The sequence below is a fragment of the Streptomyces sp. NPDC003393 genome (assembly GCF_053589015.1).
The window spans coordinates 14,536-40,103 of the sequence record NZ_JBSFRB010000051.1 but is presented as its reverse complement, the minus strand read 5'-3'; the positions used below and the strand labels follow the sequence as shown (position 1 = coordinate 40,103).

The 25,568-nt window shown below is 72.7% G+C and carries 27 protein-coding genes and 1 pseudogene; 16 read left to right on the top strand and 12 right to left on the bottom strand.

What is annotated here, in order from left to right; all coding sequences use genetic code 11:
* The first annotated feature begins 98 nt into the window (after positions 1–98).
* Positions 99–1,187, top strand: a complete 1,089-nt coding sequence (gene ku / locus ACWDUZ_RS33770) for a non-homologous end joining protein Ku (RefSeq protein WP_451635628.1) — start codon at positions 99–101, stop codon at positions 1,185–1,187.
* A 21-nt stretch (positions 1,188–1,208) separates the two neighbouring features.
* Here the strand turns inward: ku and ACWDUZ_RS33765 are convergent, their stop codons facing one another.
* Positions 1,209–1,607 carry a hypothetical protein gene (locus ACWDUZ_RS33765; RefSeq protein WP_451635627.1) on the bottom strand — a complete coding sequence of 133 codons (399 nt, stop codon included), beginning with the start codon at positions 1,605–1,607 and terminating at the stop codon, positions 1,209–1,211.
* A gap of 485 nt (positions 1,608–2,092) precedes the next feature.
* Between ACWDUZ_RS33765 and ACWDUZ_RS33760 the strand changes: the two genes are divergently transcribed.
* The 4 genes from ACWDUZ_RS33760 to ACWDUZ_RS33745 all read left to right on the top strand — a co-directional run bounded on the left by ACWDUZ_RS33760 (position 2,093) and on the right by ACWDUZ_RS33745 (position 5,545).
* Positions 2,093–2,755 carry a response regulator gene (locus tag ACWDUZ_RS33760; RefSeq protein WP_451635626.1) on the top strand — a complete coding sequence of 221 codons (663 nt, stop codon included), beginning with the start codon at positions 2,093–2,095 and terminating at the stop codon, positions 2,753–2,755.
* A gap of 118 nt (positions 2,756–2,873) precedes the next feature.
* Complete coding sequence (locus tag ACWDUZ_RS33755) at positions 2,874–3,593, top strand: PepSY domain-containing protein (RefSeq protein ID WP_451635625.1); 720 nt, start codon at positions 2,874–2,876, stop codon at positions 3,591–3,593.
* A 137-nt stretch (positions 3,594–3,730) separates the two neighbouring features.
* Positions 3,731–4,123 (top strand): DUF2267 domain-containing protein, encoded by a 393-nt coding sequence (locus tag ACWDUZ_RS33750; protein WP_451635642.1) that lies wholly within the window; start codon positions 3,731–3,733, stop codon positions 4,121–4,123.
* Between the two features lie 9 nt (positions 4,124–4,132).
* On the top strand, positions 4,133–5,545 hold the full coding sequence (locus ACWDUZ_RS33745; protein ID WP_451635624.1) for an RtcB family protein: 1,413 nt from the start codon (positions 4,133–4,135) through the stop codon (positions 5,543–5,545).
* 34 nt (positions 5,546–5,579) lie between these two features.
* Here the strand turns inward: ACWDUZ_RS33745 and ACWDUZ_RS33740 are convergent, their stop codons facing one another.
* Both ACWDUZ_RS33740 and ACWDUZ_RS33735 read right to left on the bottom strand, forming a co-directional pair.
* Positions 5,580–6,035: an archease gene (locus tag ACWDUZ_RS33740; protein ID WP_451635623.1), complete on the bottom strand. Its 456-nt coding sequence runs from the start codon at positions 6,033–6,035 to the stop codon at positions 5,580–5,582.
* A 37-nt stretch (positions 6,036–6,072) separates the two neighbouring features.
* Positions 6,073–6,504 carry an SRPBCC family protein gene (locus ACWDUZ_RS33735; RefSeq protein WP_451635622.1) on the bottom strand — a complete coding sequence of 144 codons (432 nt, stop codon included), beginning with the start codon at positions 6,502–6,504 and terminating at the stop codon, positions 6,073–6,075.
* A 127-nt stretch (positions 6,505–6,631) separates the two neighbouring features.
* Here ACWDUZ_RS33735 and ACWDUZ_RS33730 point away from each other — a divergent pair, with 127 nt between their 5' ends.
* Positions 6,632–7,063 (top strand): hypothetical protein, encoded by a 432-nt coding sequence (locus ACWDUZ_RS33730; protein ID WP_451635621.1) that lies wholly within the window; start codon positions 6,632–6,634, stop codon positions 7,061–7,063.
* Positions 7,064–7,087: 24 nt separating this feature from the next.
* Here ACWDUZ_RS33730 and ACWDUZ_RS33725 read toward each other — a convergent pair whose 3' ends face one another.
* The gene (locus ACWDUZ_RS33725) at positions 7,088–8,251 is read right to left on the bottom strand and encodes a CapA family protein (protein WP_451635620.1); all 1,164 of its coding nucleotides are present in this window, start codon (positions 8,249–8,251) and stop codon (positions 7,088–7,090) included.
* A 221-nt stretch (positions 8,252–8,472) separates the two neighbouring features.
* On the opposite strand from ACWDUZ_RS33725, the gene ACWDUZ_RS33720 reads away from it, so the two are divergent.
* Positions 8,473–9,216, top strand: a complete 744-nt coding sequence (locus tag ACWDUZ_RS33720; protein WP_451635619.1) for a type 1 glutamine amidotransferase — start codon at positions 8,473–8,475, stop codon at positions 9,214–9,216.
* A gap of 172 nt (positions 9,217–9,388) precedes the next feature.
* On the top strand, positions 9,389–9,808 hold the full coding sequence (locus tag ACWDUZ_RS33715; protein ID WP_451635618.1) for a DUF2267 domain-containing protein: 420 nt from the start codon (positions 9,389–9,391) through the stop codon (positions 9,806–9,808).
* A gap of 12 nt (positions 9,809–9,820) precedes the next feature.
* On the opposite strand, the gene ACWDUZ_RS33710 is transcribed toward ACWDUZ_RS33715, so the two are convergent.
* The gene (locus ACWDUZ_RS33710; protein ID WP_451635617.1) at positions 9,821–10,600 is read right to left on the bottom strand and encodes a class F sortase; all 780 of its coding nucleotides are present in this window, start codon (positions 10,598–10,600) and stop codon (positions 9,821–9,823) included.
* 127 nt (positions 10,601–10,727) lie between these two features.
* Complete coding sequence (locus ACWDUZ_RS33705) at positions 10,728–10,856, bottom strand: MYXO-CTERM sorting domain-containing protein (RefSeq protein WP_451635616.1); 129 nt, start codon at positions 10,854–10,856, stop codon at positions 10,728–10,730.
* Positions 10,857–10,874: 18 nt separating this feature from the next.
* On the opposite strand from ACWDUZ_RS33705, the gene ACWDUZ_RS33700 reads away from it, so the two are divergent.
* From ACWDUZ_RS33700 to ACWDUZ_RS33690, 3 genes are all read left to right on the top strand, one after another.
* Complete coding sequence (locus tag ACWDUZ_RS33700; protein WP_451635615.1) at positions 10,875–11,696, top strand: hypothetical protein; 822 nt, start codon at positions 10,875–10,877, stop codon at positions 11,694–11,696.
* A gap of 424 nt (positions 11,697–12,120) precedes the next feature.
* Positions 12,121–12,363 (top strand): hypothetical protein, encoded by a 243-nt coding sequence (locus ACWDUZ_RS33695; RefSeq protein WP_451635614.1) that lies wholly within the window; start codon positions 12,121–12,123, stop codon positions 12,361–12,363.
* A gap of 791 nt (positions 12,364–13,154) precedes the next feature.
* A complete protein-coding gene (locus ACWDUZ_RS33690) occupies positions 13,155–13,829 on the top strand; it encodes a hypothetical protein (protein ID WP_451635613.1) in 675 nt (224 codons plus the stop codon).
* 220 nt (positions 13,830–14,049) lie between these two features.
* On the opposite strand, the gene nadE is transcribed toward ACWDUZ_RS33690, so the two are convergent.
* Positions 14,050–14,880, bottom strand: coding sequence for an ammonia-dependent NAD(+) synthetase (gene nadE, locus ACWDUZ_RS33685; protein ID WP_451635612.1), 831 nt, complete (start codon positions 14,878–14,880; stop codon positions 14,050–14,052).
* Between the two features lie 308 nt (positions 14,881–15,188).
* Between nadE and ACWDUZ_RS33680 the strand changes: the two genes are divergently transcribed.
* Positions 15,189–15,590, top strand: coding sequence for a hypothetical protein (locus tag ACWDUZ_RS33680; protein ID WP_451635643.1), 402 nt, complete (start codon positions 15,189–15,191; stop codon positions 15,588–15,590).
* 61 nt (positions 15,591–15,651) lie between these two features.
* Here the strand turns inward: ACWDUZ_RS33680 and ACWDUZ_RS33675 are convergent.
* Positions 15,652–16,323 (bottom strand): annotated as a pseudogene (locus ACWDUZ_RS33675) (PP2C family protein-serine/threonine phosphatase); the annotation flags it as partial.
* Positions 16,324–16,819: 496 nt separating this feature from the next.
* Complete coding sequence (locus ACWDUZ_RS33670; RefSeq protein WP_451635611.1) at positions 16,820–17,740, bottom strand: alpha/beta fold hydrolase; 921 nt, start codon at positions 17,738–17,740, stop codon at positions 16,820–16,822.
* A 111-nt stretch (positions 17,741–17,851) separates the two neighbouring features.
* Between ACWDUZ_RS33670 and ACWDUZ_RS33665 the strand changes: the two genes are divergently transcribed.
* Both ACWDUZ_RS33665 and ACWDUZ_RS33660 read left to right on the top strand, forming a co-directional pair.
* Positions 17,852–19,789 (top strand): AfsR/SARP family transcriptional regulator, encoded by a 1,938-nt coding sequence (locus ACWDUZ_RS33665; RefSeq protein WP_451635610.1) that lies wholly within the window; start codon positions 17,852–17,854, stop codon positions 19,787–19,789.
* Positions 19,790–19,977: 188 nt separating this feature from the next.
* Entirely contained in the window at positions 19,978–20,604 is a 627-nt protein-coding gene (locus ACWDUZ_RS33660) for a TetR/AcrR family transcriptional regulator (protein ID WP_451635609.1), read from the top strand.
* A 62-nt stretch (positions 20,605–20,666) separates the two neighbouring features.
* Here ACWDUZ_RS33660 and ACWDUZ_RS33655 read toward each other — a convergent pair whose 3' ends face one another.
* A complete protein-coding gene (locus ACWDUZ_RS33655; RefSeq protein ID WP_451635608.1) occupies positions 20,667–21,485 on the bottom strand; it encodes an SAM-dependent methyltransferase in 819 nt (272 codons plus the stop codon).
* A 152-nt stretch (positions 21,486–21,637) separates the two neighbouring features.
* On the opposite strand from ACWDUZ_RS33655, the gene ACWDUZ_RS33650 reads away from it, so the two are divergent.
* Positions 21,638–22,522, top strand: a complete 885-nt coding sequence (locus tag ACWDUZ_RS33650; RefSeq protein WP_451635607.1) for an endonuclease/exonuclease/phosphatase family protein — start codon at positions 21,638–21,640, stop codon at positions 22,520–22,522.
* 161 nt (positions 22,523–22,683) lie between these two features.
* On the opposite strand, the gene ACWDUZ_RS33645 is transcribed toward ACWDUZ_RS33650, so the two are convergent.
* A complete protein-coding gene (locus ACWDUZ_RS33645) occupies positions 22,684–23,658 on the bottom strand; it encodes a phage baseplate protein (RefSeq protein WP_451635606.1) in 975 nt (324 codons plus the stop codon).
* A gap of 140 nt (positions 23,659–23,798) precedes the next feature.
* On the opposite strand from ACWDUZ_RS33645, the gene ACWDUZ_RS33640 reads away from it, so the two are divergent.
* Positions 23,799–24,281: an N-acetyltransferase family protein gene (locus ACWDUZ_RS33640; RefSeq protein WP_451635605.1), complete on the top strand. Its 483-nt coding sequence runs from the start codon at positions 23,799–23,801 to the stop codon at positions 24,279–24,281.
* 88 nt (positions 24,282–24,369) lie between these two features.
* On the opposite strand, the gene ACWDUZ_RS33635 is transcribed toward ACWDUZ_RS33640, so the two are convergent.
* On the bottom strand, positions 24,370–25,557 hold the full coding sequence (locus tag ACWDUZ_RS33635) for a PP2C family protein-serine/threonine phosphatase (RefSeq protein WP_451635604.1): 1,188 nt from the start codon (positions 25,555–25,557) through the stop codon (positions 24,370–24,372).
* Positions 25,558–25,568: the final 11 nt, after the last annotated feature.

Below are 25,568 nucleotides of genomic sequence, written 5' to 3'. Positions count from 1 at the left end.
ACGCTCGACGCGCGCTCCCGGCGGGGAGGTGTCAGCGTGGTGGACAGGAGCGGCGCGCCGGTCACGGCGGCGCACGGACAGGACGGGAGCGGGTGGTCATGGCACGCGCGATGTGGACCGGCGTGATCACGTTCGGGCTGGTCAGCGTCCCGGTGGGCCTGTTCACCGCGACCGAGGACCACACCGTCCACTTCCACCAGTTGCAGCGCGGCACCACGGACCGGATCCGCAACCGGCGGGTCAACGAACGCACCGGCGAGGAGGTGTCCCCGCAGGACATCGTCAAGGGCTACGACCTGGCCGAGGGTGAGTACGTCGTCGTCGAGCCCGCCGAACTGGACGAGATCGCCCCGGGCCGCTCCCGGACCATCGAGATCACCGACTTCGTCGACCTCTCGGACATCGAACCGGTCTACTTCCACCGCACCTACTACGTCGGGCCCCGCGGCAAGGAGTACCTCAAGGTCTACCGACTGCTGCTCGCGGCCCTGGCCGAGGCGGGCAAGGCCGGCATCGCCACGTTCGTGATGCGCAACAAGCAGTACCTGACCGCGCTGCGCGCCGAGGACGACGTCCTGGTACTCCAGACCCTGCACTGGGCCGACGAGGTCCGCGACCCGGGAAAGGAACTGCCCGAGGTGCCCTCCGGCCACGTCGACAAGGGCAAGGAGTTCGACATGGCGGTCCAGCTGGTCGAGGCCCTCAGCGGACCGTGGGATCCGGCGCGGTACCACGACACGTACCAGGAGAAGGTACGGGAGATGATGCGGGCGAAGGCGGAGGGCCAGGAGATCGTGGCGGCCGAGGCGGCGCCTTCGGCCACGGACGTGATCGACCTGATGAAGGTCCTCCAGGGCAGCGTGGAGCAGGCTCGCGGCGCCCGCGGGGAGGGTGCCGAGCGGCCTCGGAAGCGGGAGTCGGAGAGGACGGCTGCGGCTGCGAAGGCGCGGAAGGGCGCCAAGGCCGCCGAGAGGTCCGGGCGTGAGGCTTCGGCCAGGACCGGCCGGAGTGCCGGTGGTGCGAGGAGCGAGAGGAGCGAGCTGCGGCGGCTGAGCAAGGCGGAGCTGTACGAGCGGGCCACCGATCAGAAGGTCGCCGGCCGCTCGAAGATGAGCCGCGAGGAGCTCATCGACGCGCTCGCCCGTGCCGGAGGCCGGCGGAAGAGGACCGCGAAGTCCGCCGCCTGACCTCCGGACGGGCGGTGCCGATCAGCGGATGGACATGACGACCTGGGCGTCGGCGCCGTTGTGCCACCCCGAGCGGGCCCCGCTCACGTTGTGGCCCTTGGGGCAGGCCTTGTAGGTGTGACGCCAGCTGCCGATCTTGACGGTGCCGTGGACGCACTTGCCGTCGGCCTTCTTGTCGTACACCCAGATCTGGGTGCTGGCCTGCTTGCGGCCGTGGTACGTCCGGTGACACTCCCAGTACGCGACGGCGCCCCGGTCCGACGGGACGGTGATCGTGTGCCGCTTGCACTGCTGGGCCGCGGTGGCGGCGGTGCCGTCAGGCGCTGCCGGCGTGGCCTGCGCCGCCGGTGCCGCCAGGGCGAGACCGCCGCCGAGGGCCACGGTCGCCGACCCGATGACCAGGCTCTTGCGTATGTTCATGACGTCCTTCCTTTCCGGTCCGGTCCCCCGTCGGAGCCGGGCCGAACGGTGGGTTGCACGGCTGCGGGAGCCGGTTGCGGTGGAGAAACTACGGATCCCGCAGCGGCGCCCGCGTCGGGCAGCGGGTTGGTCTTCGCCGTCGGGTCGGCCGGGGCGGTGCGACCGGATTCAACCCACGGGATGAGAGGCATCGACCCCTGGGTTGACGGGAGTTGACCTCGGACCCACCGCGCCTCCCCCGGCCACCGGGGCCGGCGGACGCCGACAGGAATCGGACAAAACTCATGGGGAACCGGGCACGGGTTGATCGGCATGTATGAACGCGTGAGGCTTTACGGGGGCGATTTCCGCGCCGGGCCCAGGCCCGCGGCGGGGTTCGAGGCGGCGTTCACGTCGCCCGCCCGTACCGCGCGGACCGGACGACCACCCGGACGCGGTGCCCCTGCGGGCCGGTGAAGGGGACCAAGTTCGGGGGACTGCACAAGATGACACGCGTGCTCGTCGTCGACGACCAAGTACTCGTGAGGAGCGGCCTGTCAGCCCTCCTGCGCGCCACAGCCGACCTGGAGGTGTGCGGGGAGGCGGCGACCGGTGAGGAAGCGGTCGAACTGGCCGCCGGGCGGCGGCCGGACGTGATCCTGATGGACATCCGGCTGCCCGGCCTGGACGGGGTCGCGGCGACCGAGCGGATCCTCGCCGCCTCGGACGAGCCGAAGCCGCGCATCATCATGCTGACCACGTTCGACCTCGACGAGCTGGTGTACGCCGCGCTGCGGGTGGGCGCCAGCGGCTTCCTGCTCAAGGAGACGCCACCGGAGCGGCTGTTCACCGCGATCCGCGCCATCGCCGACGGCGAGCTGCTCTTCGCGCCGACGGTCGTCCGGCGGCTCATCGACACCTATCTGCGCTCCCCGTCGCCCGACGTGGCCGGCGACGGACCCCTGACGTCCCTGACCAACCGCGAACGGGACGTGCTCAGCCTGGTCGGGCAGGGGTTGTCCAATCCGGAGATCGCCGACCGGCTCACGGTGACCATCGCCACGGTGAAGACGCATCTGAACCGGATGATGGCGAAGCTGGACCTCAGCAGCCGGGCGCAGGCGGTGGCGGTCGCCTACGAGACAGGTCTGGTCCACACCCGCCGTTGAGCGGCGCCCCGTGCCCGGCCATTCCGGTGGTTTCGTCCCCTGTCCGGTGTCAGGAACCCGTGCCCTGGTTACCGAGAGGTGCATGACCACTGCGCGACGTCTTCCGCCTCTCCGTACCATGGCCCTGACCTGTGCCATGGGCAGTTCCGTCCTGCTGATGGCCGCCTGCGGCAGTGACGCGACGCGTTCGAGCGTCGCCGAGGCCGCCCCGACGAGCCCCACCGCCATGTCCCCCACCGCCACGGCGCCGGCCTCCCCCAGCCCGTCGTTGAACAAGGACCAGGAACACCGCAGGGACCTCATCGCCAAGACGCGCGTCGACTGGGAGAAAGCCGCCACCACCGCGGAGAAGGAGGTGTCCGGGGGCAAGCTCGTCGATCTGGACCTGAAGACCGCGCCCGGCGGCGCGACCGCCTCGCCGGAGACGGCCAGCCCCGGCACACCCAGCCCCGGTACCGGCAGCCCGAGCCCGGCCCCCTCCCCGGGCGCCCCCCAGTGGGAGGCCGAGGTCGCCGCCGCCGACGGGACGGTGCACCGGATCGACATCGACGCGGTCACCGGAGACGTCTTCCGCAGCCGGACGGAACCGGACCAGGACGCCGACGACAAGCGCGAGGTCGCCGACCGGTTGCGCAAGGTCACCCAGTCACCGGCCCAGGCCGTCAAGACGGCAACGGAGAAGACCAAGGGCGCCGTCACCGGCATCAGCCTCGACGAGGACGACGACCGCCTCGTCTGGTCCGTCGACGTGGTCACGACCGACAAGTGGGACAAGACGACCTACGACGTCGACGCGACCAACGGCAAGATCGTGCGCGAACACGTCGACCGCGACTGAGTCCGCCGTCTCGCGCGCCCTCGGTCCTCCCGCACGCCTTCGGTGTACGGCACCGATCGGGGTACTCGTCGGCAGGATCGGCAGAGGTCTCGACCGAGGGTGCCGCGCCGGCTGCGGCGCGGGGAAGCGAGGTGGCGATGAAGTGCGACGAGTTCCTCGCCCGGGTGCGCGAGCGCGGCGAGTTCTACAGCCAGGACGAGGCCCAGAAGATCACCGAGGACGTGCTCGGTGTGCTGGCGAAGAGGATCGGCCCCGATGAGGTGGACGACCTCGCCTCCGAGCTGCCGATGCCGCTCGGACGGACGCTGACCGACGCCAAGCGCGAGCGCGCGGAGACCTTCGGGATCGAGGAGTTCTACCACCGGGTGGCCGAGCGTACGGGCGCGCGCCCGCGGACCGCCCAGTGGGACGCGAGCGCCGTCCTGACGACCGTCGCCGACGTCGTCTCCGGAGGCGAGCTCAACCAGGTCATCAGCCGCCTCCCGTCCGGCTACGCCCCCCTGTTCGGCAAGGCGGACCACACGGACTGAGCGGGCACGATGGAACTGGTCGAGGAGCGTCCCCACCGCTTCCGCATCGAGCGGCACGGGGACATGCGGGTGCCTGGGGTGATCTTCGCCTCCCGCGAGCTGCTGGCCGACGCCGAGCAGTCGCTGCGGCAGGTGGTGAACGTGGCCACCCTGCCGGGGATCGTCGGCGCCTCGTACGCGATGCCCGACATCCACTGGGGCTACGGCTTCCCCATCGGCGGGGTGGCGGCGACCGCGGTGGACGAGGGCGGTGTGGTCTCCCCGGGCGGGGTCGGTTTCGACATCTCCTGCGGAGTGCGGCTGCTGACCGCCGGCTGCGGACGCAGGGAGTTCGAGCGGTCGCTGCCCGCGGTGATGGACGCCCTGGACCGGGCGATCCCCCGGGGCGCCGGGCCCGGTGGTGTGTGGCGGCTGACCGGCCCCGGGCAGATGGAGCGGATCCTGCGCGGCGGCTCTCGGTACGCGGTGGAACAGGGCCACGGCGAGGAGCGCGACCTCATCCGGTGCGAGGACCGTGGTGCGGTCGCCGACGCCGATGTGGCGCAGGTCGGCGAGCGGGCGCGGGAGCGCGGCCTCGGACAGGTGGGCAGCCTGGGCTCGGCGAACCACTTCCTGGAGGTGCAGCGGGTCGCCGAGGTGTACGACGAGGAGGCGGCAGCGGCCTTCGGGATCGCCCGCGACCAGGTGTGCGTGATGATCCACTGCGGCTCTCGCGGCCTCGGCCACCAGGTCTGCACCGATCACGTCAAGGCGATGGACCGGGCCATGGCCCGGTACGGCATCGCCGTGCCCGACCGGCAACTGGCCTGCACCCCCGTGGAGTCGCCCGAGGGGCAGGCGTATCTCGGGGCGATGGCCGCGGCCGCGAACTACGGCCGGGCGAACCGGCAGTTGCTGTCCGACGCGGCCCGCGCCATCTTCCGGCGGAACGCGGGCACCTCGCTGTCGCTCGTGTACGACGTGTCGCACAACCTCGCCAAGATCGAGAGCCACACGGTCGACGGGGCGGCGCGTCGGCTGTGCGTCCACCGCAAGGGCGCCACCCGCGCCTTCCCGCCCGGCCACCCCGACCTGCCCGAGGACCTGCGCGAGGCGGGACAGCCGGTGCTGATCCCCGGCACCATGGGCACCGCCTCGTACGTGCTGGCGGGCGTGCCCGGCGGGGACGCGTTCGCCTCCACCTGCCATGGCGCGGGCCGGACGCTGAGTCGCCATCAGGCAGCCCGCACCATCAGCGGCAGGCAGCTGCGGGACCGTCTGGAGCACGAGGGCATCGCCGTGCGGCCGCGCTCGCTGCGCGGTCTGGCGGAGGAGACGCCCGAGGCGTACAAGGACGTCGACGTGGTGGTCGCGGTGAGCCAGGCGGCCGGGCTGTGCCGCACGGTGGCACGGCTGGTGCCGCTGGGCGTGGTGAAGGGCTGACGTCCCCTCGGTTCCCGGCCCGGGTGCCGCGGCTTCAGGCGTCGACCGTCACCGCGCAGGACCAGCCGTAGGGGTCGGGGCCGATGTGCATGCCGTGCCACGAGACGCCCTTCGGCACGGCACCGATGATCTCCACGTCCTCGAGCGGGGCCATCGCCAGATGGACGTCGAGGCCGTCACCGGCCTCGGCGGCCGCCACGTCGACCGGTATCCGGCCCCGCACCTCCATGCGATAGATCACTTCGTCCAGCAGCGCCGCGAGCAGATCTTCGTCGCTGCCCTCGGCCAGCCGTACGTGCTCCACCTCCGCGGGCCGCACCCCGGACACATCGGCGAAGCAGTCCACCATCGCCAGCGCCGCCTCCGTCAGGCAGCGCTCCCGGCTCGTGGCCCATGCTTCGAGGCGCACATCGGCCGTGTGCGGCACGGCCCGGTGACCGCTCTCGCCCTGCCGCCGCGCTTCCCTGTCGTCACCCGTGTCGCCGACCATGCTCGACGGGTGCCCGTTCGGCGGCGGCTCATCGCGCTCACCGCTCCTGTTCCACGCACTCCTTGAAGTGCTGCAGATCGCTGCGGACGGTGCGTTCGATCGCGGTGGCCTGGGCGAAGCCCTTCGGTCCGCCCAGGGTCTCCCTGACGGTGTCGGGGTCGTACTCCACCCGGGCCTGGATGCGGGTGTGGCCGTCGTCGAGGGGCTGGAGGGTGAAGGAGCCCATGAGGTCGGGAGCGCCGGTGGTACGCCACTCCATCACGCGTTCCGTCGCCAGGTCGGACAGTTCGGCCTCGATCCCCCGGGACCGGCCACCGGTCTCGATGTCGAGGTGCGCCCGGCCTCCCCCCTCCGTGCGGGCTTCGCGGACCCCGGCCACGAAGCGCGGATAGTTCTCGACCCGGTGCAGGCCCTCCCAGGCGTCGTCGATCGGAACTCCGACGTCGACGTGTTCTTCGAGTGTGCTCATGGCCGACCTCCACGTCCGACTCGTGTGCGTACGGCTTTCCCCTTCCAGTGTGCGCTCGGTGCCGCCGGCGGCGACGGCGGCAGTCCGGAGCGACCCTGGAGACGGGGACGGAGGCGAGGTGTGGAGCATGGCACGGATGTGCGTCGAGGGTGACGATCTGGTCGTCCGGCCGGCGCTGTGGGAGAAGGCGGTGGCCCGCCAGGGCGATGTGCGCGTGCCGCTGGCGGCGGTGCGCCGTGTGACGGTCGAGACCGACTGGTGGCGCACGCTGCGCGGAAGCCGCCGGCGCGGGATCTGCGTGCCCGGCCTGGTCTGCGTCGGCACGCGCGCTCATCAGGCCGGGACGGACTTCGTCGCCGTACGGCCCGGCAGGCCCCTGGTGTGCGTGGAACTCCGGCCCGTTGCCCCGCTGTGTCTCCTCGTGGTCGCCGCACGCACCGCCTCGCAGGCCGAGGCGGTGGCACGTGCGGTGCGCGAGGCCGCCCCGAGGCTCGATGAGTCCACGTCGTGGCGGCAACCGCTGCCCGTGCCGCCGGAACCCGCGGCGCCCGGCAGGTGACCGGGGCGGCCCGAGGCGCCGTCCTCACCGTCCCGCCGGACCGCCGGTGCCCGGCGTGTTCGGTACCGCGTGGAGCGCGCCGTCGGGATCGGTGGCGACCGCCGTGCCGAGGCTTGTCCGGGTGAGGGTGGCCGCCATCCAGGTCCGGTCCTCCTCGGCGGCGGGCTCCAGCCGCATCCGGCGGGCACGCAGCGTCGTCATGCGCAGGTCCCGAAGCCGGCCCGTCTCCGCCTCCAGCGAGACGAGGTAGGCCAGCCGGAGGTCGTCGCGGTACTCCTCGTAGCCGGTGATGCCCTCGTAGTCGTCGATGAAGTCGCCGCACCCGTACAGGATCAGCCGGTCGCGGTGGACCTCGACGGCGCGCGGGTGGTGCGAGGAGTGCCCGTGGACGACGTCCACCCCGCGGTCGACCAGGGTGTGCGCGAAGCGGATCTGCTCGCGTGGGATGTGGTGGCCCCAGTTCGACCCCCAGTGCACGGAGACCACCGCGATGTCGCCGGGCCGCCTGAGCTCCCGGACTCTTCCGGCCACCGCGGTGGCGGCCTGCTCCGTCGGCTCCGCCAGGTAGGCGACGCCCGCCCGGTCGGCCGTGGCCGCCCAGCTCGGCGGTATGCCGCTGGACATCGTGCCCAGGGCGAACACCAGCAGGCGGGCGCCGTCCGCGACCGGGCACGCGGCGGGCGCGTACGCCTCCTCGGCGTTGCGGCCCGCGCCCGCCGACCGCAGTCCGGCGGAGCGCAGGGCGTCGAGTGTCTCCAGGAGCCCGGCGCGGCCGAAGTCCAGCACGTGGTTGTTGGCCAGTACGCAGACGTCGGGCCGGGCCACCGTCAGGGCGGACAGGTTGGCCGGGTTCATCCGGTAGTGGACCGCCTTGCCCGGGGCGAAGGCGTCACTGCATGTCACGGCCGTCTCCAGGTTCACGATCCGCACGTCCGGCGCGGCCTCGTGGAGCATCGGCAGTGCCTCGCCCCACGGCCAGTCGGGCGGGACCGGCGCCGGGATCGGACCGCAGGCCGCCTCCGCCAGTTCGACATAGGCCCGCGCGTCCCGTATCCAGTCCTCGCGCAGGACCGGATCGCCGGGGTGCTCGAGGATCTGGTCGACCCCGCGGCCCAGCATCACGTCACCGCAGAGGAACAGCGTGACCACGCCCCGCCGCGCGGCCACCGCATGCGCCGTTTCCACCATGATCGCCTCCTTGGGGGCCGAGGACGCGAACGGCTCCGGACGGATATCGGTAAGGAATTCAGACGGGATTCAGACGATTTCGAACGGGGTTCGGACGGGTTCGCACGGCGAGTGCCCGTTTCGGGGGGCGGGTACCCGGTATGACCGGGCCCGTCAGGGGGGCAGGATCACGGGGGCCGCGGAGGCCGGCCGACGGTGCGGGAGAGGGGTGGAATCGGGCCATGCGGAATGCGGCCACGGCGTTGGTGGTGCAGAACAGTGCGTCCGGTGGGCCCGGTCGGTGGGCGAACTGGCTGGCCGAGGGCGGTGTCGGTATGGAGGTGGTGCGGGCGGACGCCGGGCAGCCCCTCCCCGGGAGGCTGGAACACGGCGCGCTGATCGTGCTGGGCGGCGGCTTTCTGCCGGACGACGACGACCGGGCGCCGTGGCTGGCAGGGGCTCGGGCACTGATGGCGCAGGCGATCGAGCGGGGCGTGCCGCTCTTCGGGATCTGTCTCGGCGGGCAGATGCTCGCGCAGGTGGCGGGCGGGAAGGTGGCGGGTGAGCACGGCGAACCCGAGTTCGGGAGCACGGAGCTGACGCTGCGGCCGGAGGCGGCGGACGACCCGCTGTTCGGCGGACTGCCGGGACGGCCGACGGCGATCGAGCGCCACGTGGACGCGATCGTACGGCTTCCCGAGGGGGCACGATGGCTGGCCCGCAGCGAGCGGTGCCCGTACCAGGCGTTCCGGGTCGGCGGGGCGGCATGGGGTGTCCAGTTCCACCCCGAGGCGGATCCGGAGCGCATCGCGCGTTGGCCCGCGGCCCGGCTGGAGCGTCACGGGCTGGACCGGGCGGAGCTGCACCGCGTCGCGGTGCGTGCGGACCCGGCCGCCGTACCGGTGTGGCGGGAGGTGGCGCTGCGGTTCGCGGCGCTGGCGCGCGGCCGCGGTCGTGGTGCGCCGCGGGACGTGGCGCCGGTGTGAGGAGCCGCACGGCGCCCGGCCGGTCGTGCGGCCGGCGACGGCCGGGGGTCCGGTCGGTCGCCGCCCGCCGGGTCCGGTGTAGGGGCGGCGCACCGGGTACTCGCCCGGTGCCGGGACACGGGCATCCCAGCCGGATCCCAGCCACCACACGCTGGGGAAGGAGACGCGCCTCATGCGGCACGACCAGATGATCGGAAAGGTGCAGGCGCTCGCTCAGCTGCCGGACCGGGGATCGGCCGAGCGGGCGACGTTGGCAGTGCTGAGCACGCTCGCCGAACGGCTGCCGTCCGGGCTCGCGGACCACGTGGCCGCCCAGCTTCCGCACGAACTGGCCGCCCCCATGCGGGAGGTGACGCAGTCGGCCGCCGGCAGGGGCACGCACGCCTCCGGTGAGCGGTTCGACCTCACCGTGTTCGCGGGAAGGATCGCCGGGCGGGCGGGTACGGACGAGGACGCGGCCGTGCGCGAGGCCGCCGCCGTACTGGAGGTGCTGGACGCCGCGCTCGCTCCGGAGCTGACCGAGAAGGTGAGCGGGGCGCTGCCGGCGGACATCCGGGAGCTCCTGCCCGTCGGCCGCGCCACGGAGGAATAGGGTCTCGCGCCGTCAGGTCGTTTTGATCGAGTCGAGGTGGGCGAAGACGACCAGATTGTCCTCGTAGTCCTGTTTGCCGCGGTCGTAAGGGCCGGTACAGGTGATCAGGCGCAGTTCCGGCGTCGGCGTGTCGGTGTAGACCAGGTCGTCGGGGAATTTGGCCTTGCTGAAGGTCTCCGCACGGTCGACCTCGAAGCGTGCGACGACGCCGTCGGCGCGCGTGATGCTCACGGAATCGCCCGCCTTCAGCGACCCCAGGCCGACGAAGACGGCGGGACCGGTCTTGGTGTCCACGTGGCCCACGACGACGGCGGCCCCACGCTCACCCGGTGACGCGCCGCCCTGGAACCATCCGACCAGGTTGGTGTCGTTGGGGGGTGGCGGTTTCAGATGCTTGGAGGCGTCGAGGGACAGCTTGATGAAGGGCGCGTCGACGCCGATCTTCGGGATGGCGATGCGGACCGGTGCCGATCGGGGCAGTCCTTCGTCGAGGGCGCCGGCGGCGGGCGTGGTCGGCGTGGAGGGGTGGAGGGACGTGGACGGTGCCGACTGCGTGGGAACCGTGGTCGTCGCGGGAAGCGGGGAGGGGGGCGCCGACGGGGCCGCGTGCGAGGTCACGGCCGCGGGCCGGGGCAGGTGCCTGGCCTGGCTGACCGGGCTGACCAAGGAGTGGTGGATGAGCATCATGCCCAGCCCGACCGCTGCCGCGGGCAACAGCAGGCGGAGCCGGCGGCGCCGTGGGGCAGGCCCGGTCCCGTACTGCTCCGTCCGGGACGGATGCTGAGAGGCCATGGACGGTGCCTTTCCTCAAGATGTGAAGCCGATCGTGCGCGGCGGGAGGAGCGCCGCTTCCGCGGCCTGCGCGTTCCTCGCGGGACGTGGCGCAGGCCGCGGCAGCAGGGTGACGCTCAGGAATCGCTCAGGCCACGGAGGCGCCAGATGTCCGGCGACGGCGCAGCATGAGCACGCCCGTTCCGAGGCCGCCGAGCACCAGCGCGGCCCCCGCACCCAGTTCCAGTGCGGTGTTCGAGCCGTCCGAGGACTGCACGAGGCCGCCCCCACCGGCGTGGACGCCACCGCGCGGCCGGTCACCGCGACCGCCGCAGTCATCATCACAGCCGCCGTCGTCACCGTAGCCGCCGTCGTCACCACGGCCGTAGCCACCACGACCGCCGTCGTCACCGCCGCGGCCACCCTCGTCGCCGCCGCGGCCACCCTCGTCATCACGGCCGCCGTCGTCACCGCGGCCACCACCGTGGTCGGTGCCCTTCAGCGCCAGGGCCCCACCACCGGCGTGCACGCCACCGTGCGGCTTGTCACCACGACCACCGCGGCCGCCGTCGTCACCACCGCGGCCGCCGTCGTCACCGTAGCCGCCGTCGTCACCGTAGCCGCCGTCGTCACCGCCGCGGCCACCCTCGTCGCCGCCGCGGCCACCCTCGTCATCACGGCCGCCGTTGTCACCGCGGCCACCACCGTGGTCGGTGCCCTTCAGCGCCAGGGCCCCACCACCGGCGTGCACGCCACCGTGCGGCTTGTCACCACGACCACCGCGGCCGCCGTCGTCACCACCGCGGCCGCCGTCGTCACCACCGTAGCCGCCGTCGTCACCGCCGCGGCCACCCTCGTCGCCACGACCACCGTCGTCACCGCGACCGGCGTCGTCGTGGTCGTCACCGTAGGAAGTGGTGCTGACGGCGGTGTGGCCGGCGGAATGGCCGAGCGCGGTCAGTCCCACGGCGCCTGCGCCTGGAGCGGAGACCGCTACGGCCGTGGCGATCGCCGCGGAGACGAACAAAGTACGGGTAATGCGCATGGGTATTCCTTCCGTCGCGTCTGCGAGAGTCGGCACGACGCCCACTCGGTCGGGATCGCAGGTGCCACGTGATCACCTTCAGCGCAATGTCCGGGACGCACCATCGGAGCGTCGCATTCGGACTACTGACGATCCCTCCCTTCATGCCGGCGAGGGGCCTCGGGTGCCGACGCGGAACCGGTGACACGGCTCGCGCCGACCGGCCGTGCCACCCGCACCCGTCCCGTCCGGCCGCGGACGATCTGGGCTGGTCCGGGCGGCTGTCGGCCGGACCGAGGATCAGTGATGCCCCGCCATGTGGGCGACGGGGAGGCAGAGTTCGCACCCGGCACGTCGGCGACGACCCTCCGCCGGTTCGGGCCTGACGCAGGTTCACGCCTTCGGGTTGCCGTCGTGGTGCTCGCCGGTGTGTGGTCGGCCAGCCGGCCCCAAGAGGCCTCGGAGTGCGGCGGAAGCCTGCCCTCGTACGGCGCGGGTCGCCCTCCCGGGGATCGCGGTGCACGACACAGACCCGGTCCACCTGGCCGTACTCGGTGAACGTGTCCACCACGAACCAGTCGGCCAGTCGGCGCGTGACCCGCTGGTCGACGCGCGCCGGCGCCTCGGCCGGCTCCAGGGTGCTGCTCAGCTCGGCACCGGTGTCAACGAGGAGCCTGAGCCGTTCCATCGCCGACATGTCCCCGTCGGCAGCAGGGAGCTGAAGGCGGTGAGTGACGCCGCCTCAGGTGTCCGGGGATGAGGGTGGTCAGCGGACGCCCGACGAGGTCGTCAGTCTGCCCGCCCCGGCCTGTTGGCCGCGACGACGCGGTTGCCCTCGTCGGCGGCGACGCGTCGTCGCCGGCGGACGCCGCGCGGGTGAGTTCGCGCAGCAGCGTGTGCCGGTGCTGTCGGGAGGCCGCGTACAGGGAGCTCGGCACATCGACGAGCGTCACGGTTGCTTCGCTCGCGCAGGGCGGCATCTGGGTGGCCCATTCGGGTGACGGTGATGACGGTCCGTCGGCCCGGGGTTCGGACCACACCGTCTTCTGCCGGTCGTCGGTGCGCACACCATGACGCGACGCGTGGACCAGGTCGGAGAGGACGTCGGCGAGTGCGTCCGCCGCGAACCGCCGGGCCGCCGCCGCGCTCGCGGGTGCCTGGGGAACCGCCGTGCCACCGCATCCGACTGACCTGGGTCGCCCATGTCGTCAGTGCGCCTCCACGGACCCGCCGCGCGGGGTCCGGCCACGCCCGCCGACGGGTCGGCGGCCGCGGCTGTGCGCCGCGCGGCTGAGGGCGTCGCGGGGTGCCACGACAGCCGCACGGGGAGGCCCGGTGCCGAGGACCGTCGGCAAGGGAGTTGACCCGAGGCGGCACTTCCGACACCGTCATGTGTCCATCTTCCGTACTATCGCTGGAAAACGGTTCGGCTTGCAGCAGTAACCGCCGTCGCTGGTGCGGCACCTGGCGAACACGCACACGCGTTTGTCACCGCACACGTCGCGGGCTTCTGCACGCAAGCCGCCGGACCCGGAAGGGGTTATGAGGAACATGTCGCAGATCGACACGGCGGCCTCCGGCCTGACATCACAGTACGCCGCCCAGGTCGCCGGTGACCTCGAGCGCAACCTGAAGGAACAGGAACGCGTCAGCGAGGAGATCGCCGCCCTGCAGGAACAGTTGACCGCCCTTCAGCAGGACCACGCCGTCCTGGTGAACGTCCAGCAGGCGCTGGGGCCGGCCGCGGCGCCCCGGACACCGGTCGCCGAACCGGCCGCTGTGGCCGTGCCCGCCCCGCGCAAGAAGACGGCCACGGCCACCGGCCCGGCGCGCGGCAAGCGGACGTCGGAGAAGAAGTCCGCCGCGCCGGCGCGCAAGGCGTCCGCCAAGAAGGCCGCTACCGGCAAGACCGACAAGGCCAAGGGCAAGGCCGACGACACGTCGGCGGGCTCCGCTGCGGCGCGGCCCACTCTTGTCGAGATCGTCCGCGCCCACCTGGCCGCGCAGAACGAACCGCGTTCCGCGGCCGAGGTCACCGCCGAGTTGGGCCGGCAGCACCCGGAGCGCACGATCAGGACGACCGTCGTGCGCACCACGCTCGAGGGGCTCGTGGCCAGGAACCAGGCTCAGCGCACCAAGCAGGGCACCTCCGTCTTCTACACGAAGGTCGAGCCGAGCGAGCCCGCGGCGGCACCCGAGCGGAGCGAGGAACAGCAACCGGCCTGAACCCGGCGTCGTCGTCCAGGGACATGTGTCACCACCGTGCTGATGGACGGCCCGTGCCGATGCCGGTGCCGTCCGTCAGCGGCGCGCCGGCCGGCACGCTCGCGTGCGGGTGTCGCAGGGCATCGTGAGCCGGTGTCGCGGCAGGTCGAGAGCCGGGGCGGCCCCGACCGGCGACACACCGGGTGCCCGGCCCTGAAGGACCGGTTCGCCGGTGCGTGGGTCAGGGAGCCACCGGCGGCCGGCGCTTGTGCTCGGTGAGCCGGTAGCGGCGGGCGATGGCCTCGAAGGCCGCCTCACCGACGGGCTTGCCCTCCAGGAAGTCGTCGATGTCGTCGTAGGTGACGCCGAGCGCGTCCTCGTCGGGCCGGCCCGGGTTCAAGGTCTCCAGGTCCGCGGTGGGGGTCTTCAGGACCAGTGCGGACGGGGCGCCCAGGGCCTGCGCCACGGCCCGTACCCGCCGCTTGGTCAGACCGGTGAGCGGAACCACGTCGGCGGCGCCGTCGCCGAACTTGGTGAAGAAGCCGGAGACCGCCTCGGCGGCATGGTCGGTGCCCACGACCAGTCCCTCGTGCGCGCCCGCGACCGCGTACTGGGCGATCATGCGCTGCCGGGCCTTGATGTTGCCGTGCACGAAGTCCTGGTGGTGCGCGTCGCGGAACTCGGTTCCGCCGGCCAGCGCCGCCTGCAGCGCGGCATCGCTCGCGGCCTTCACATCGACGGTCAGAATCCGGTCGGGCCGGATGAACTCCAGCGCCAGCTGAGCGTCCTTCTCGTCGGCCTGGGCGCCGTAGGGCAGTCGCATCGCGAAGAACTCCGCTTCCCGCCCGGTGGCGCGGACCCGTTCGACCGCGAGCTGGCACAGCCGGCCCGCGGTCAGGGAGTCCACTCCCCCGCTGATGCCCAGCACCAACGAGCGCAGTCCGGTGGAGGTCAGCTGCCCGGCGAGGAACGCCACCCGGCGCTCGATCTCCTCCGGCGCGTCGAAGGATGCGCTCACCTGGAGTTCCCGGGCGATCTCCTGCTGAAGGGACGTGGTCGCCAGGTCGGTCACGCTTGCTCCTCGGTCGGGCCCCTGGGCTCGGTCTGCACGCGCCGCCGGGCCGGGGCCGCGGACCCGTGCGGGGGACGACAGCACTCTAGAGGACGGCCGTGGAGCGCCGATCGCGACGTCCCCCTTGCCGCGGGGCGCCGGCCCGCTCCCGGGTCGCCGCCCGGCATGGCGGAGCTCACACAGCGAGTAGTCCAACGTTCAACCAATGCGGAGTAGTGTCTCCAGTGTCCGAAACGGGACAACCACCACGATTCATCCCCTGCATCGTCGGACGGCCGAGATCGTGGCACCGCCAAGGAGGAACGACCATGACACACCAGATCGCACGCCGGGCCGCAGTCGCCGTCCTCTCCGCGGCAGTCGCCGTGACGGGACTGGTCGCCACCGGGGGCAGCGCCTCCGCCGCGACGCCCACCGGCAGTGGACACACCGGCGTCGTCAGGGTCGCGGACCGTCAGGACGAGGACGCCCGTCGCCAGTGGGTCCTCGGCCAGATCCAGTGGGCCGTGGAAGGTCATGACCAGGACGCCCGCCGCCAGTGGGTCCTCGACCAGATCCAGTGGGCCGCGGAGGGCCATGACCAGGACGCCCGCCGCCAGTGGGTCCTCGACCAGATCCAGTGGGCCGCGGAGGGCCATGACCAGGACGCCCGCCGCCAGTGGGTCCTCGGCCAGATCCAGTGGGCCGCGGAGCATGGTCTGTCCGCATGAGCCGGGTGAGGGCGAGCAGAGCCATGTCGTCGGCGACCCGGCCCCGGGTGTGCCGGCGGACATCGGCGACGACGACGGCGAGGAGTGCGTCCGGGCTCCGGGCGTCCTGCCCGGAGAGCCGGTCGACGGGGTCGTAGAAGGTACCGCCCGGATCCCGGGCCTCGGTCAGCCCGTCGGTGTACAGCAGCAGGCCGGCTCCCGGCGGAAAGGCCACGGTGTCGGCACAGGCGGGATCCTCTGCCAACACGCCCAGACCAAGCGGCAGCGAGGGCCGGGCGGGCTCCAGGGGGCGCACCTCGCCCCCGCCGAGGAGCAGCGGTGCCGGGTGCCCACGGTTGACGAGGCGTATACGGTCACCCGCCCGGGGGATCTCGGCCAGTACGGCGGTGGTGAAGTCCTCGGCCTGGTCGATGCCGTCCCGCAGCGCGGATTCCCTCAGCAGCGCCCGGTCGATTCTCTCAGCGAGCCCGGTCAGCGTGGGCTCGTGCTGGGCCGCCTCACGGAAGGCGCCCAGGACGACGGTGACCGCCTCGACCGCGTCCAGCCCCTTGCCGCGTACGTCGCCGATCAGGCAGCGCACCCCGTACGGGGTGTCCTGCACGGCGTACAGGTCGCCGCCGAGCTGCGCGTCGGCCTGGGCGGCCTCGTAGCGGGCGGCGACGCGCAGCGTTCCGATCAGCGGCGGGGGCTGCGGCAGCACGGCGCGCTGTACCGCGACGGCGACGCTCCGCATCGACTGGAGCCGTGTCTCCCGGTGGTGGAGCAGACGGTTGAGGAACACGCCGATGACGGCCATCACGAAGACCGTGACCAGTTCGCTGACCGCGCCCCGATCCCGCATGTCACCGAAGTGTGTGATCACGATCAGGTCGGCGAGGCAGGCGGCCAGCCCGACGAACGCTGTCCCGGACAGCGACAGCAGCGGGGCGGCGACCACGGGAGCGGCCGAGAAGCACGCCGCGGCGCTGACCCCGCGCGGTGTCGCCAGGTCGAGAACGACGCCGCCGAGGAGCAGCAGAAGGGGCAGCAGCACGACGCCGCGCTTCCCCATGGCTCGCCGGACACGGCGATCGTCAGGCCCCGTCACATGCCGCTCCCGCCGTCGTAGGGCCTCCCCCTCCTACCACAGTTGCGGACTTCGGCCGTGGTCTGCCAGCCGGACGCGTGACACGGGTGGCCGGGCACGCCCGCAGGCCGCCGCTCTGCGGCGTCCACGAGATCCTGCGCGGTCAGGACCGGGGTTTCCCGGCCTCGAGGCCGGTGCGGCGGTACTGACGGGCCAGCAGGTCACCGATCGCCGCCGTGATCTCGTCGGGTGCCTCCTCGGCCATGAAATGCCCCGCGCGGGTCAGGCGGTGGTCCAGGTCCGGCGCCCACGCCTTCCACACCCCGGCCGCGTCGTAGCCCAGCTGTGCCCCCCAGTCCTGCTGGACCACCGTCACGGGCATGGCCAGCTGCGACCCGGCGTCCAGGTCCGACTGGTCGTGCAGGACGTCGATGGTCGCCGAGGCGCGGTAGTCCGCGACGATCGACGTCACCGCCGCGGCGCTCGCGCGCAGGTATGCGGCGCGCACCTCCTCGGGCATGGCGGCCGGGTCGTCGGCCCAGGTGGCGAGGAACGAGCCGAAGAACGCGTCCGCGCTGCCTGCGATCATCGCCTCCGGCAGGCCCGGCGGCTGCGCCATCAGGAAGAGGTGGTAGCCGACCGCCGCCGAGGTGCCCCGCAGGACGTTCCACATGTCCAGCGTCGGCACGATGTCGAGGATCCCCAGGTGCGTGATGGTCCCCGGGTGGTCCAGCCCCGCCCGGAAGGCGACCAGGGCGCCCCGGTCGTGGCCGACGAGCGCGAACCGCTCGTGACCGAGCGCCGCCGCCAGGGCCACGATGTCGGCGGCCATGGTGCGCTTGGCGTACACCTCGGGGCCGGTGGCGGCCGGCTTGTCGCTGGCGCCGTAGCCCCGCAGGTCGGGGCAGATGACGGTGTGCTCGGCGGCGAGGCGCTCGGCGACGTGCCGCCACATCAGGTGGGTCTGCGGAAAGCCGTGCAGCAGCACGACGGGGGTCCCGCTGCCGCCCGCGGCGACGGCCAGTTCCACCCCGTCCGCGACGGGTACGCGGAAGTGGTCGAAGCCGGGGATGGTGAACGTCATGGGAAGCCGTCCTTCGGTCGTGGAACGCTGACCGGCCCACAGTGGGCCACGGCGATCAGCAGCCGATCAGTACGGTGGGGCGCGGCCCTCCCCGGCACGGAGAATGAGGACATGCGCATCGACGTGCTCGGCGCGGTACGGGCCCTTGACGACGACGGCAGCCGGGTGGACCTGGGCGGCCCCCGCCATCGCGAGGTACTCGCCCGGCTCGTCGCCGCCGAGGGACGGATGGTCACCACCGACACCCTCGTCGAGGATCTCTGGCCCGATCCGCCCGCCCGCGCGGTCGGCGCTCTGCGTACGTTCGTCGCCGCGCTGCGCCGTGCCCTCGAACCCGACCGACCGCCCCGCACACCGCCGCGCGTCATCGTCACCGAAGGCCCCGGCTACGCGCTGTGCCTGCCGCGCGCGGACGTGGACGTCCACCACTTCCAGGACACCCTGGGCCGGGCCCGCCGCGCCCCCGACGCGGTGGCCGACCTCGGCGCGGCACTCGCCGCCTGGCGCGGACCCGCCTACGCCGACGTGACCGACGCCGCATGGGCGCGGCGCGAACGGACCCGGCTGGAGGAGCTGAGACTGGAGGGAGTGGAACTGCGCGCCCGCATCCTCCTCGACCTGGGCGAAGGGGCCGCCCTCGCCGCCGAACTGGGGGCCCATGCCGCCGAACACCCCTGGCGGGAGCCGGCCTGGGAACTGCTCGCCCGCGCGCTGCACCGCGCGGGCCGCCGAGCCGATGCGCTGGCCACCCTGCGCCGCGCCCGCGCGATGCTCGCCGACCAGCTCGGACTGGACCCCGGCACCGGCCTTCAACGCCTGGAGGCGCACATCCTCAACACCTCCGCGTCCCCCGACGAGGCACCGGCCGCGTGGCCCGTCTCCGGCATGCGGTTCGGCCCGCGCACCACCGTGGACCTGGCCCGCACCCTCGCGCCGGCGGGCGGGGAAGCCCTCGTCCACTCACGGCGCGACCGGCTGGCCGCCATCCAGGCCGCGGAACGCACAGGCGATCTCTGCCTCACCGCGCGGATCATCGGCGCCTACGACGTGCCGGCCGTCTGGAGCCGGGCCGACGACCCCGAACAGTCCCGCGCCGTCGTCGCGGCCGCCGAGCGCACCCTCACCGGGCTCGGCCCGGACGGCCCCGCCGACCTCCGCGCCCGCCTTCTGGCCACGATCGCGGTCGAAAGCCGCAGCGCCGACCTGACCGGCACCGAACTGGAACACGCGCGGCAGGCGGCACGTCAGGCCGAGGAGCTGGCCCGGCACCTGGCCGATCCGGCCCTGCTGGCCTTCGCCCTCAACGGGGTGTTCCTGCAGTCGTTCAGCCGCCCCGGGCTCGCGGCCGCCCGGGACAGGACCGGCGCCGAGATCCTCGATCTGGCCGGCCGGCACGACCTGCCGCTGTACGCCGTACTCGGCCGGCTCATCCGCCTGCAATCCGCCTCGGCCCTCGGCGACCTCGACGCCGCGACCACGCACGCCGACGCGGCCGACCAGCTCGCCGCCACCACCGAGGCACCACTCGTCCCCGTCCTCACCGGTTGGTTCAGGGCCCGCGCCATGGCCGCCCGCAGCACCGAACCCGGCGGACCCACCGCCGCTACGGCGGCCGCACGCTACCGGGCATGCGAGGACGCCCTCAAGGCGGCCGGAATGCCGGGAGTGCGCCGCGGTCTGTTCCCGCTCGCCCTCCTGGGACTGCGCCTGCTGCACGACCGGCCCGCGCCCACCGACCCACACCTCGACTGGGGCCCCTACCGGCCCTGGACGCGCCCCCTGGTCCTCCTCGCGCACCGCCGAAGGGCGGCGGCCCGCACCGCCCTCGCCTCCGTACCCGAACCCCCGCGAGACCACATGCAGGAGGCCATGTGGTGTCTGACCGCCCACGCCGCCGTACGCCTCGGCGAACGCGACATCGCCGCACGCGCCGCCACGGCCCTGCACGACGCCCGCGCCGAAGACGCCGGCGCCACCAGCGGAATGCTGACCCTCGGCCCCGTGGCACGCTACCTGGCAGAGGCCCGGGCATACACCGAAGCGGGGTGAGCGCCCCGATGCGCACACCGTGAGCCGCGCCGCGCCCACCCCGGGCGGAGCCCGGCCGCCGACACGGCCGGACGGGTTCGTCCGCGAGCAACGGATACGGGCCTGTATCCCATGCAGTGCTGTATCGTGAGGCGGTCACCAGGGAGGCCGGTCACTCGGGGGAAGTCCAGGGGACGGGAAGGAGCGCCGTGCCGAAGGGACCCACCAAGCGCCGTCCGCAGACCACCGCCCGGTTGCTGGCGGCGGCGCAGCAGACGTTCGCCGAGCGTGGTTTCTACGGCTCCTCGATCGAGGTGATCTGCGAGCGGGCGGGTCTCACGCGCGGCGCGTTCTACTCCAACTTCCGCACCAAGGAGGAGCTGTTCTTCGCCCTGTTCGACCTGCACGCGCAGCGCGTCGTCGACCGGCTGACCGCCGCGGTCGACGAACTGGACGCCGCCGAGGACCCGGTACGGGCGGTGCTCCGCCGCATGAGCGCGCTCGACGAGGCCGAGCGCCGGTGGTACCTGCTGTCGACCGAGTTCACCCTGCATGCCATCAGGCACCCGGCCACGGCCCGCAGCCTGGCCGACCACGACCGGCGCCTGCGGGAGGAGATCGTCCGCCTCCTCGGCCTGCTCTTCGACCGCCTCGGTCGCAGGCCCACCGTCGACCTGGACTCCCTGGCCCGCCTCACGACGGCCGTCCACGAGGGCTCGCTGGCCCAGAGCCTGGTCGAACCGGACCGGCTCGCCCCGGAGGAACTGGCGGTCGCCTATCTGCCGCTGCTGGTCGAGGCCGTCTCCGAGCCCGCCGCCGACGGTCGGCGCGACTGACCTCACCAGGCCCGGCGGGCGAGACGCGTCGCCCGCCGGACAGGTCGTCGGCTCCGGTGCTCTCAGGCGGACTTGCGGGCGAGACCGCCGTGTTCGCCGATGGGCGCCGGGGTGGGGCCGGTGGGGTCCGGGCGCCAGAACGGGACCGAGACGACACCGGGGTCCACGAGTTCCAGGCCGTCGAAGTAGGCGGTGATCTGGTCGACGGTACGCAGGTTGTACGGGACGGCGCCGCTCTCGTTGTAGGCGTCCTGGGCCCGTTCGAAGACCGGGTCGACGCCTCGTGAACCGTCGTTGACGGAAAGGTAGCTGCCGGGCGGCAGGGCGTCCATCAGGCGGGTGACGATGGAGCGCGCCCGGTCGTAGTCGGCGACATGACCCAGGATGTTGCTCAGGATGAGAGCGGTGGGACGGGTGAAGTCCAGCGTCTGGGCGGCGGCCGCGAGGATGCGGTCCGGGTCCAGCACGTCGGCGTCGACGTAGGAGGTCGCGCCCTCCGGCGTGGAGTAGAGCAGGGCCCGGGCGTGCGCCAGGACCATCGGGTCGTTGTCGACGTAGACGATCCGGGTCTCGGGGGCGATGCGCTGGGCGACCTCATGGGTGTTGTCGGCCGTCGGCAGGCCGGTGCCTATGTCGAGGAACTGGCGGATGCCGGCCTCGGCGACCAGATAGGTGATGTTGCGGCGCAGGAAGGCGCGACTGCTGCGGGCGATGGTGACGATGCCGGGGAAGACGGCGGTGTACTCGTCGCCGGCCGCCTCGTCGACGGGGTAGTTGTCCTTCCCGCCCAGCCAGTAGTTCCAGATCCGGGCCGAGTGCGGCACCGAAGTGTCGATCTTCTGATGCGCCGCGGGTCCGGGCGTGGTCGCGGGGTCGGTCATGGCCACCGTCCGTCGTGAGTCGTTGCGTGGATCATTCATCGCACAACCTATCGTTCCAACGACCCGGCGGCGTACACCACTTCATCATTCCCGTCCCTGTTGTCACACTCACGCACGGGTATTGTCAACGCAGTTCTGATCGGGAGGTTCGTGTGCATCGCACAATCCGACGGTTCACTGGTCGCACCCTGATCGCCGCCGCCCTGACCGCCGCCGCCCTCGGCGGGGTCCCGTCCTCCGCCGCCTCGGCGGCCGAGCCGGGCGGCGCGGCGTCCGCCGCCCCGCCCGTGCCGTTGCGGGTGGCCAACTACAACATCCATGCCGGAGCCGGCGAGGACGGTGTCTTCGACCTCGACCGCACCGCCGGCGCGATCCGGAGTCTCCACGCGGACGTGATCGGCCTCGAGGAGGTCGACGTGCACTGGGGCGCTCGCAGCGACTTCACCGACGAGGCGGAGGAGTTGGCCGAACGACTCCACATGCGAGCCTACTTCGCCCCGATCTACGACCTCCCACCCACCTCGGAGGGCGAGCAGCGGCGCCGGTACGGAGTGGCGGTCCTGAGCCGGTATCCGGTGATCGCCGCCGAGAACCACGAGATCACCCGGCTGTCCACTCAGGTTCCCGACCCGGTACCGGCCCCCGCGCCCGGCTTCGCCGAGGTGACGGTCCAGGTCCGGGGCACGTTCGTGCACGTCTACGCGACCCATCTGGACTACCGCTCCGACCCGTCGGTCCGGCGGGCCCAGGTGGACGACATGCTGGGCATCCTCGCCGAGGACCGCGGGCCCAAGGTCCTCGTGGGTGACTTCAACGCCGAGCCCGCCGCGCCCGAACTCTCCAGGCTCTGGGGCCCGTTGGTCGACGCCGCCTCGCAGGGCGGCAGGACCTATCCGGCGATCGACCCGGTCAAGCGCATCGACCTCGTGACGGTCTCCCCCGATGTCACCGTCACCGGTGCGCACGTCGCCGAGACCGCGGCGTCCGACCACCGTCCGGTGGTCGCCGACCTCCTGCTCCACCGCCGCGGCCGCTGACCCGGGCTCGCGTCATCGCCGTGGCGGGCCGTGGCCGCCTGCCACGGCCGGCCGGTCGCGACGGCGGCGTCCGCCGGATGCGCGACGCCGAGCGCACCGCGTCCTGAACGGCCGCCCCGGCCCGGCGTGTTCACGCCGGGCCGGGGCGGTTCTGGTACGGGTCAGACGAGCGCGTTCTTGTAGAAGATGCTCGAGCGGCGGTCGCCCTCCTCACCGGAGGCGAAGCCGAGGAAGAGCCGGGACTCTCCGGCGTCGGTGCGGTAGACGGCGAGGCCCTCGGGCTCCCGGAAGACCAGCGTGGAGCCCGCCTTGGTGAGCGTGGGCCCCTGTGCCACGGCTCCGGTGTTGACGTTGATGCTCGTCAAGTAGGTGTTGCCGGGCGAGGGGTTGGAGGACGAGTAGGCGTTTCCCGTCAGGTAGTACATGAAGGAGCCGTAGAGCGTGTAGCCCTGCGCCGTCCCGGAGATCGCCGGCGGAGTGAACCGGGCCACCGGGTTGCTGAAGTCTCCCCGGAAGGCGTCGGAGGTGTCGTAGACGGCGATGTGCTTGGCGCCGTCCTTGTGGTAGCGGACGATCATGCGGTTGTAGACCGGGTCGACGGAGCAGGTGTACTCCGTGGCGCCGGATATCGGCTGGAACTTGCCGATGGCGGTGGAGGAGGCGTCGAGCGTGGTGCCGGCGCTGTACTTCACGCAGGTGAGCTTGGTGCCGTAGCCGTTCCCGTTCGCCTCGCACTCGATCCAGAGGTAGCTGGTGCCGCCGCTCGCCTGGACCCCGAACGCGACGCCGTGCCCGAAGCCGTTCAGGTGCATGTACGAGATGTAGTTGCCGTGGAAGTCCAGGTGGCTGATGCACAGGTCCCCGGCGGACTCGGCACTGCCGGCCCGCTTGGCCGCGACGAACAGCCGCTTGTTGACCGAGTCGAAGGCGAAACTCTGCTGGACGCGCTTGCTGTGCAGCACTTTGTCGCGGAACAGGTCGTAGGACGGCTGCGACAGGTCGAACCGCGGGGTCGTGCCCACGGAGGCGGACGCGCTCCGGGCGCCGTATCCGAGGCCGAGCGCGGCGATCCCGGCACCGACGCCGGTGCGCAGCAGTGCCCGACGGCTGGGGGACGTACGGGAGTTGAGCTCCATGGCGCTCCTCTGGGGGCAGGAAACGGATCTCCATGACCCTACCGGCGAGGCCCGGTGGGTCCGGCGCACACCGCTTGACTATGACGACTGTCATAGCGCAGCCTGGCGCTATGACGTCGGTCATAAGGAGAGGTGCCCCCATGCCTCCTGCCGTGTGTGTGCGTGCCGCCGGGCCCGGCGACCTCGACGGGCTGAGCCGGATGGTCCGGCGGTGCTCGGCCGAGAGCATGCGCGACCGTCTGCACGGAGGCGTCCGGCGCGACGACCTCCTGCGGGAGCTGCGGGACACCGTGCTCCACGGGGGCGGCGCGGTCCTGGTGGCCGCCGAGCGGCATCGAACCGTCGGATGCCTGGAACTCGTCCGGCGCGTCCCCGGCGTACCGCAGGCCGAACTGGCGCTGCTCGTCGAGGACGCGCGGCAGGGCCGGGGCATCGGCACCCGGCTGCTCGACGCTGCGCCGGCCTGCGCCCGAAGCCTCGGGATCGCCGTGATCGGCTTCTCGGTGGAGGCCGGGAACGGCCGGGCCAGGCGGCTCCTGCGGCACCTCCCGGCCGGCCGGCTCCGGTGGCAGTGGCAGCAGGGCACCCTGGAGGCGACGTGGCTCCTCGACGCACTCGACTGACGGCTCGGAGCGGGCGCTGCTCGGAGCGGACGCCGCTCGGAGCCGGGGGGACGGCCCGGGCAGCCGACGGCTCAGCGGGGGCGACGGCTCACGGCAGGGATGTTCCCGCGCCCCCGAAGAGGGGCACGTGGACGCCCAGCCGGTGCCGGGGCTCCCGCACGCCCTCCGGGACCCGGGACAGCGCGATGAGCGCGGCGTCGTCGTCGAGGTGCCCGCCGACATGGGCGAGAAGGTCGCGGCGGATGCGGTGCAGCAACTCCTCGGGACTGCCGCCGCCCCACGGGGCGGCCCGCTCCGCGAGCGGGAAGAACTCGCCGACCGCGTTGCGGGCTTCGACGACGCCGTCGGTGTAGAGCAGCAGCGTGTCCCCGGGCTCGAAGGAGAACACGTCCAAGGTGTACTCCGTGGGGTGCAGCGACTGCATCCCGAGCGGTGCCGCGGGGTGCACCGGAACGGTGTCGGCGCCGGTGGAGCTCAGCAGGAGCGGCGGAGGATGGCCGCAGCTGAGGACACGCGTGGTGGTGTCGTCGTCCGAGATCTCCGCCAGCAGTACGGTGGCGAACCGCTCCCCCGGGTGCTCCGCGGGCGCCAGATGGGGCAGGTTGCGGGCCACGCTCTGCTCCAGGGCGACCGCCAGGCCGGGCAGGGTCGGGTGCTGGTGCGCGGCCTCCCTGAAGGCGCCGACGATGAGCGCGGCCTCCCCGATGGCGGACAGGCCCTTGCCGCGTACGTCGCCGATCATGACCCGTACCCCGGAACCGGTGGCGGTCGCGGCGTACAGATCACCGCCGATCTGCGCCTCGTCCTCGGCGGCCAGGTACAGACAGGCGATCGTCAACGGGCCGATCCGCTCCGGCAGCGGCCACAGCAGGACATGCTGCGCCGCCTCGGCGACGGCACGCACCCGCTCCAGCTGGCGCCGCCGGCGCTCGCGCATCACGCAGTAGAAGACGGTCAGAGCCGACAGCACCGCCAGCGCGAGGATCTGCACCAGGACGTTGCGCTGGAACAGCACACCGAAGTGCCAGCCGATGTACGCCTGGGCGCCCGTGGCCAGAAACCCGACCACGCCGGTCATCCAGGGACCGGCGAACGAGACGGTGATCGCGGGCGCGATGACCAGCAGAGGGCCCAGATGGACGTCGGCCGGCACCAGCTGGTCGACCACCGTGATCACCACGATCAGGGCGATCGGGATCAGCAGCAGCGCGTTGCTCGACTGCCAGTGCCAGAGCTTGCGCATCGCGGCCAGGCCTGCCTCGAACTTCACATCCATCCCACTGCCCC

What these genes read in the sequence shown, in the direction of transcription:
- ku (WP_451635628.1), top strand. Translation starts at nt 99, where the DNA reads ATGGCACGCGCGATGTGGACCGGCGTGATCACGTTCGGGCTGGTCAGC.
- ACWDUZ_RS33765 (WP_451635627.1), bottom strand. Translation starts at nt 1,607, where the DNA reads ATGAACATACGCAAGAGCCTGGTCATCGGGTCGGCGACCGTGGCCCTC.
- ACWDUZ_RS33760 (WP_451635626.1), top strand. Translation starts at nt 2,093, where the DNA reads ATGACACGCGTGCTCGTCGTCGACGACCAAGTACTCGTGAGGAGCGGC.
- ACWDUZ_RS33755 (WP_451635625.1), top strand. Translation starts at nt 2,874, where the DNA reads ATGGCCCTGACCTGTGCCATGGGCAGTTCCGTCCTGCTGATGGCCGCC.
- ACWDUZ_RS33750 (WP_451635642.1), top strand. Translation starts at nt 3,731, where the DNA reads ATGAAGTGCGACGAGTTCCTCGCCCGGGTGCGCGAGCGCGGCGAGTTC.
- ACWDUZ_RS33745 (WP_451635624.1), top strand. Translation starts at nt 4,133, where the DNA reads ATGGAACTGGTCGAGGAGCGTCCCCACCGCTTCCGCATCGAGCGGCAC.
- ACWDUZ_RS33740 (WP_451635623.1), bottom strand. Translation starts at nt 6,035, where the DNA reads ATGGTCGGCGACACGGGTGACGACAGGGAAGCGCGGCGGCAGGGCGAG.
- ACWDUZ_RS33735 (WP_451635622.1), bottom strand. Translation starts at nt 6,504, where the DNA reads ATGAGCACACTCGAAGAACACGTCGACGTCGGAGTTCCGATCGACGAC.
- ACWDUZ_RS33730 (WP_451635621.1), top strand. Translation starts at nt 6,632, where the DNA reads ATGGCACGGATGTGCGTCGAGGGTGACGATCTGGTCGTCCGGCCGGCG.
- ACWDUZ_RS33725 (WP_451635620.1), bottom strand. Translation starts at nt 8,251, where the DNA reads ATGGTGGAAACGGCGCATGCGGTGGCCGCGCGGCGGGGCGTGGTCACG.
- ACWDUZ_RS33720 (WP_451635619.1), top strand. Translation starts at nt 8,473, where the DNA reads ATGCGGAATGCGGCCACGGCGTTGGTGGTGCAGAACAGTGCGTCCGGT.
- ACWDUZ_RS33715 (WP_451635618.1), top strand. Translation starts at nt 9,389, where the DNA reads ATGCGGCACGACCAGATGATCGGAAAGGTGCAGGCGCTCGCTCAGCTG.
- ACWDUZ_RS33710 (WP_451635617.1), bottom strand. Translation starts at nt 10,600, where the DNA reads ATGGCCTCTCAGCATCCGTCCCGGACGGAGCAGTACGGGACCGGGCCT.
- ACWDUZ_RS33690 (WP_451635613.1), top strand. Translation starts at nt 13,155, where the DNA reads ATGTCGCAGATCGACACGGCGGCCTCCGGCCTGACATCACAGTACGCC.
- ACWDUZ_RS33680 (WP_451635643.1), top strand. Translation starts at nt 15,189, where the DNA reads ATGACACACCAGATCGCACGCCGGGCCGCAGTCGCCGTCCTCTCCGCG.
- ACWDUZ_RS33670 (WP_451635611.1), bottom strand. Translation starts at nt 17,740, where the DNA reads ATGACGTTCACCATCCCCGGCTTCGACCACTTCCGCGTACCCGTCGCG.
- ACWDUZ_RS33665 (WP_451635610.1), top strand. Translation starts at nt 17,852, where the DNA reads ATGCGCATCGACGTGCTCGGCGCGGTACGGGCCCTTGACGACGACGGC.
- ACWDUZ_RS33655 (WP_451635608.1), bottom strand. Translation starts at nt 21,485, where the DNA reads ATGACCGACCCCGCGACCACGCCCGGACCCGCGGCGCATCAGAAGATC.
- ACWDUZ_RS33645 (WP_451635606.1), bottom strand. Translation starts at nt 23,658, where the DNA reads ATGGAGCTCAACTCCCGTACGTCCCCCAGCCGTCGGGCACTGCTGCGC.
- ACWDUZ_RS33640 (WP_451635605.1), top strand. Translation starts at nt 23,799, where the DNA reads ATGCCTCCTGCCGTGTGTGTGCGTGCCGCCGGGCCCGGCGACCTCGAC.
- ACWDUZ_RS33635 (WP_451635604.1), bottom strand. Translation starts at nt 25,557, where the DNA reads ATGGATGTGAAGTTCGAGGCAGGCCTGGCCGCGATGCGCAAGCTCTGG.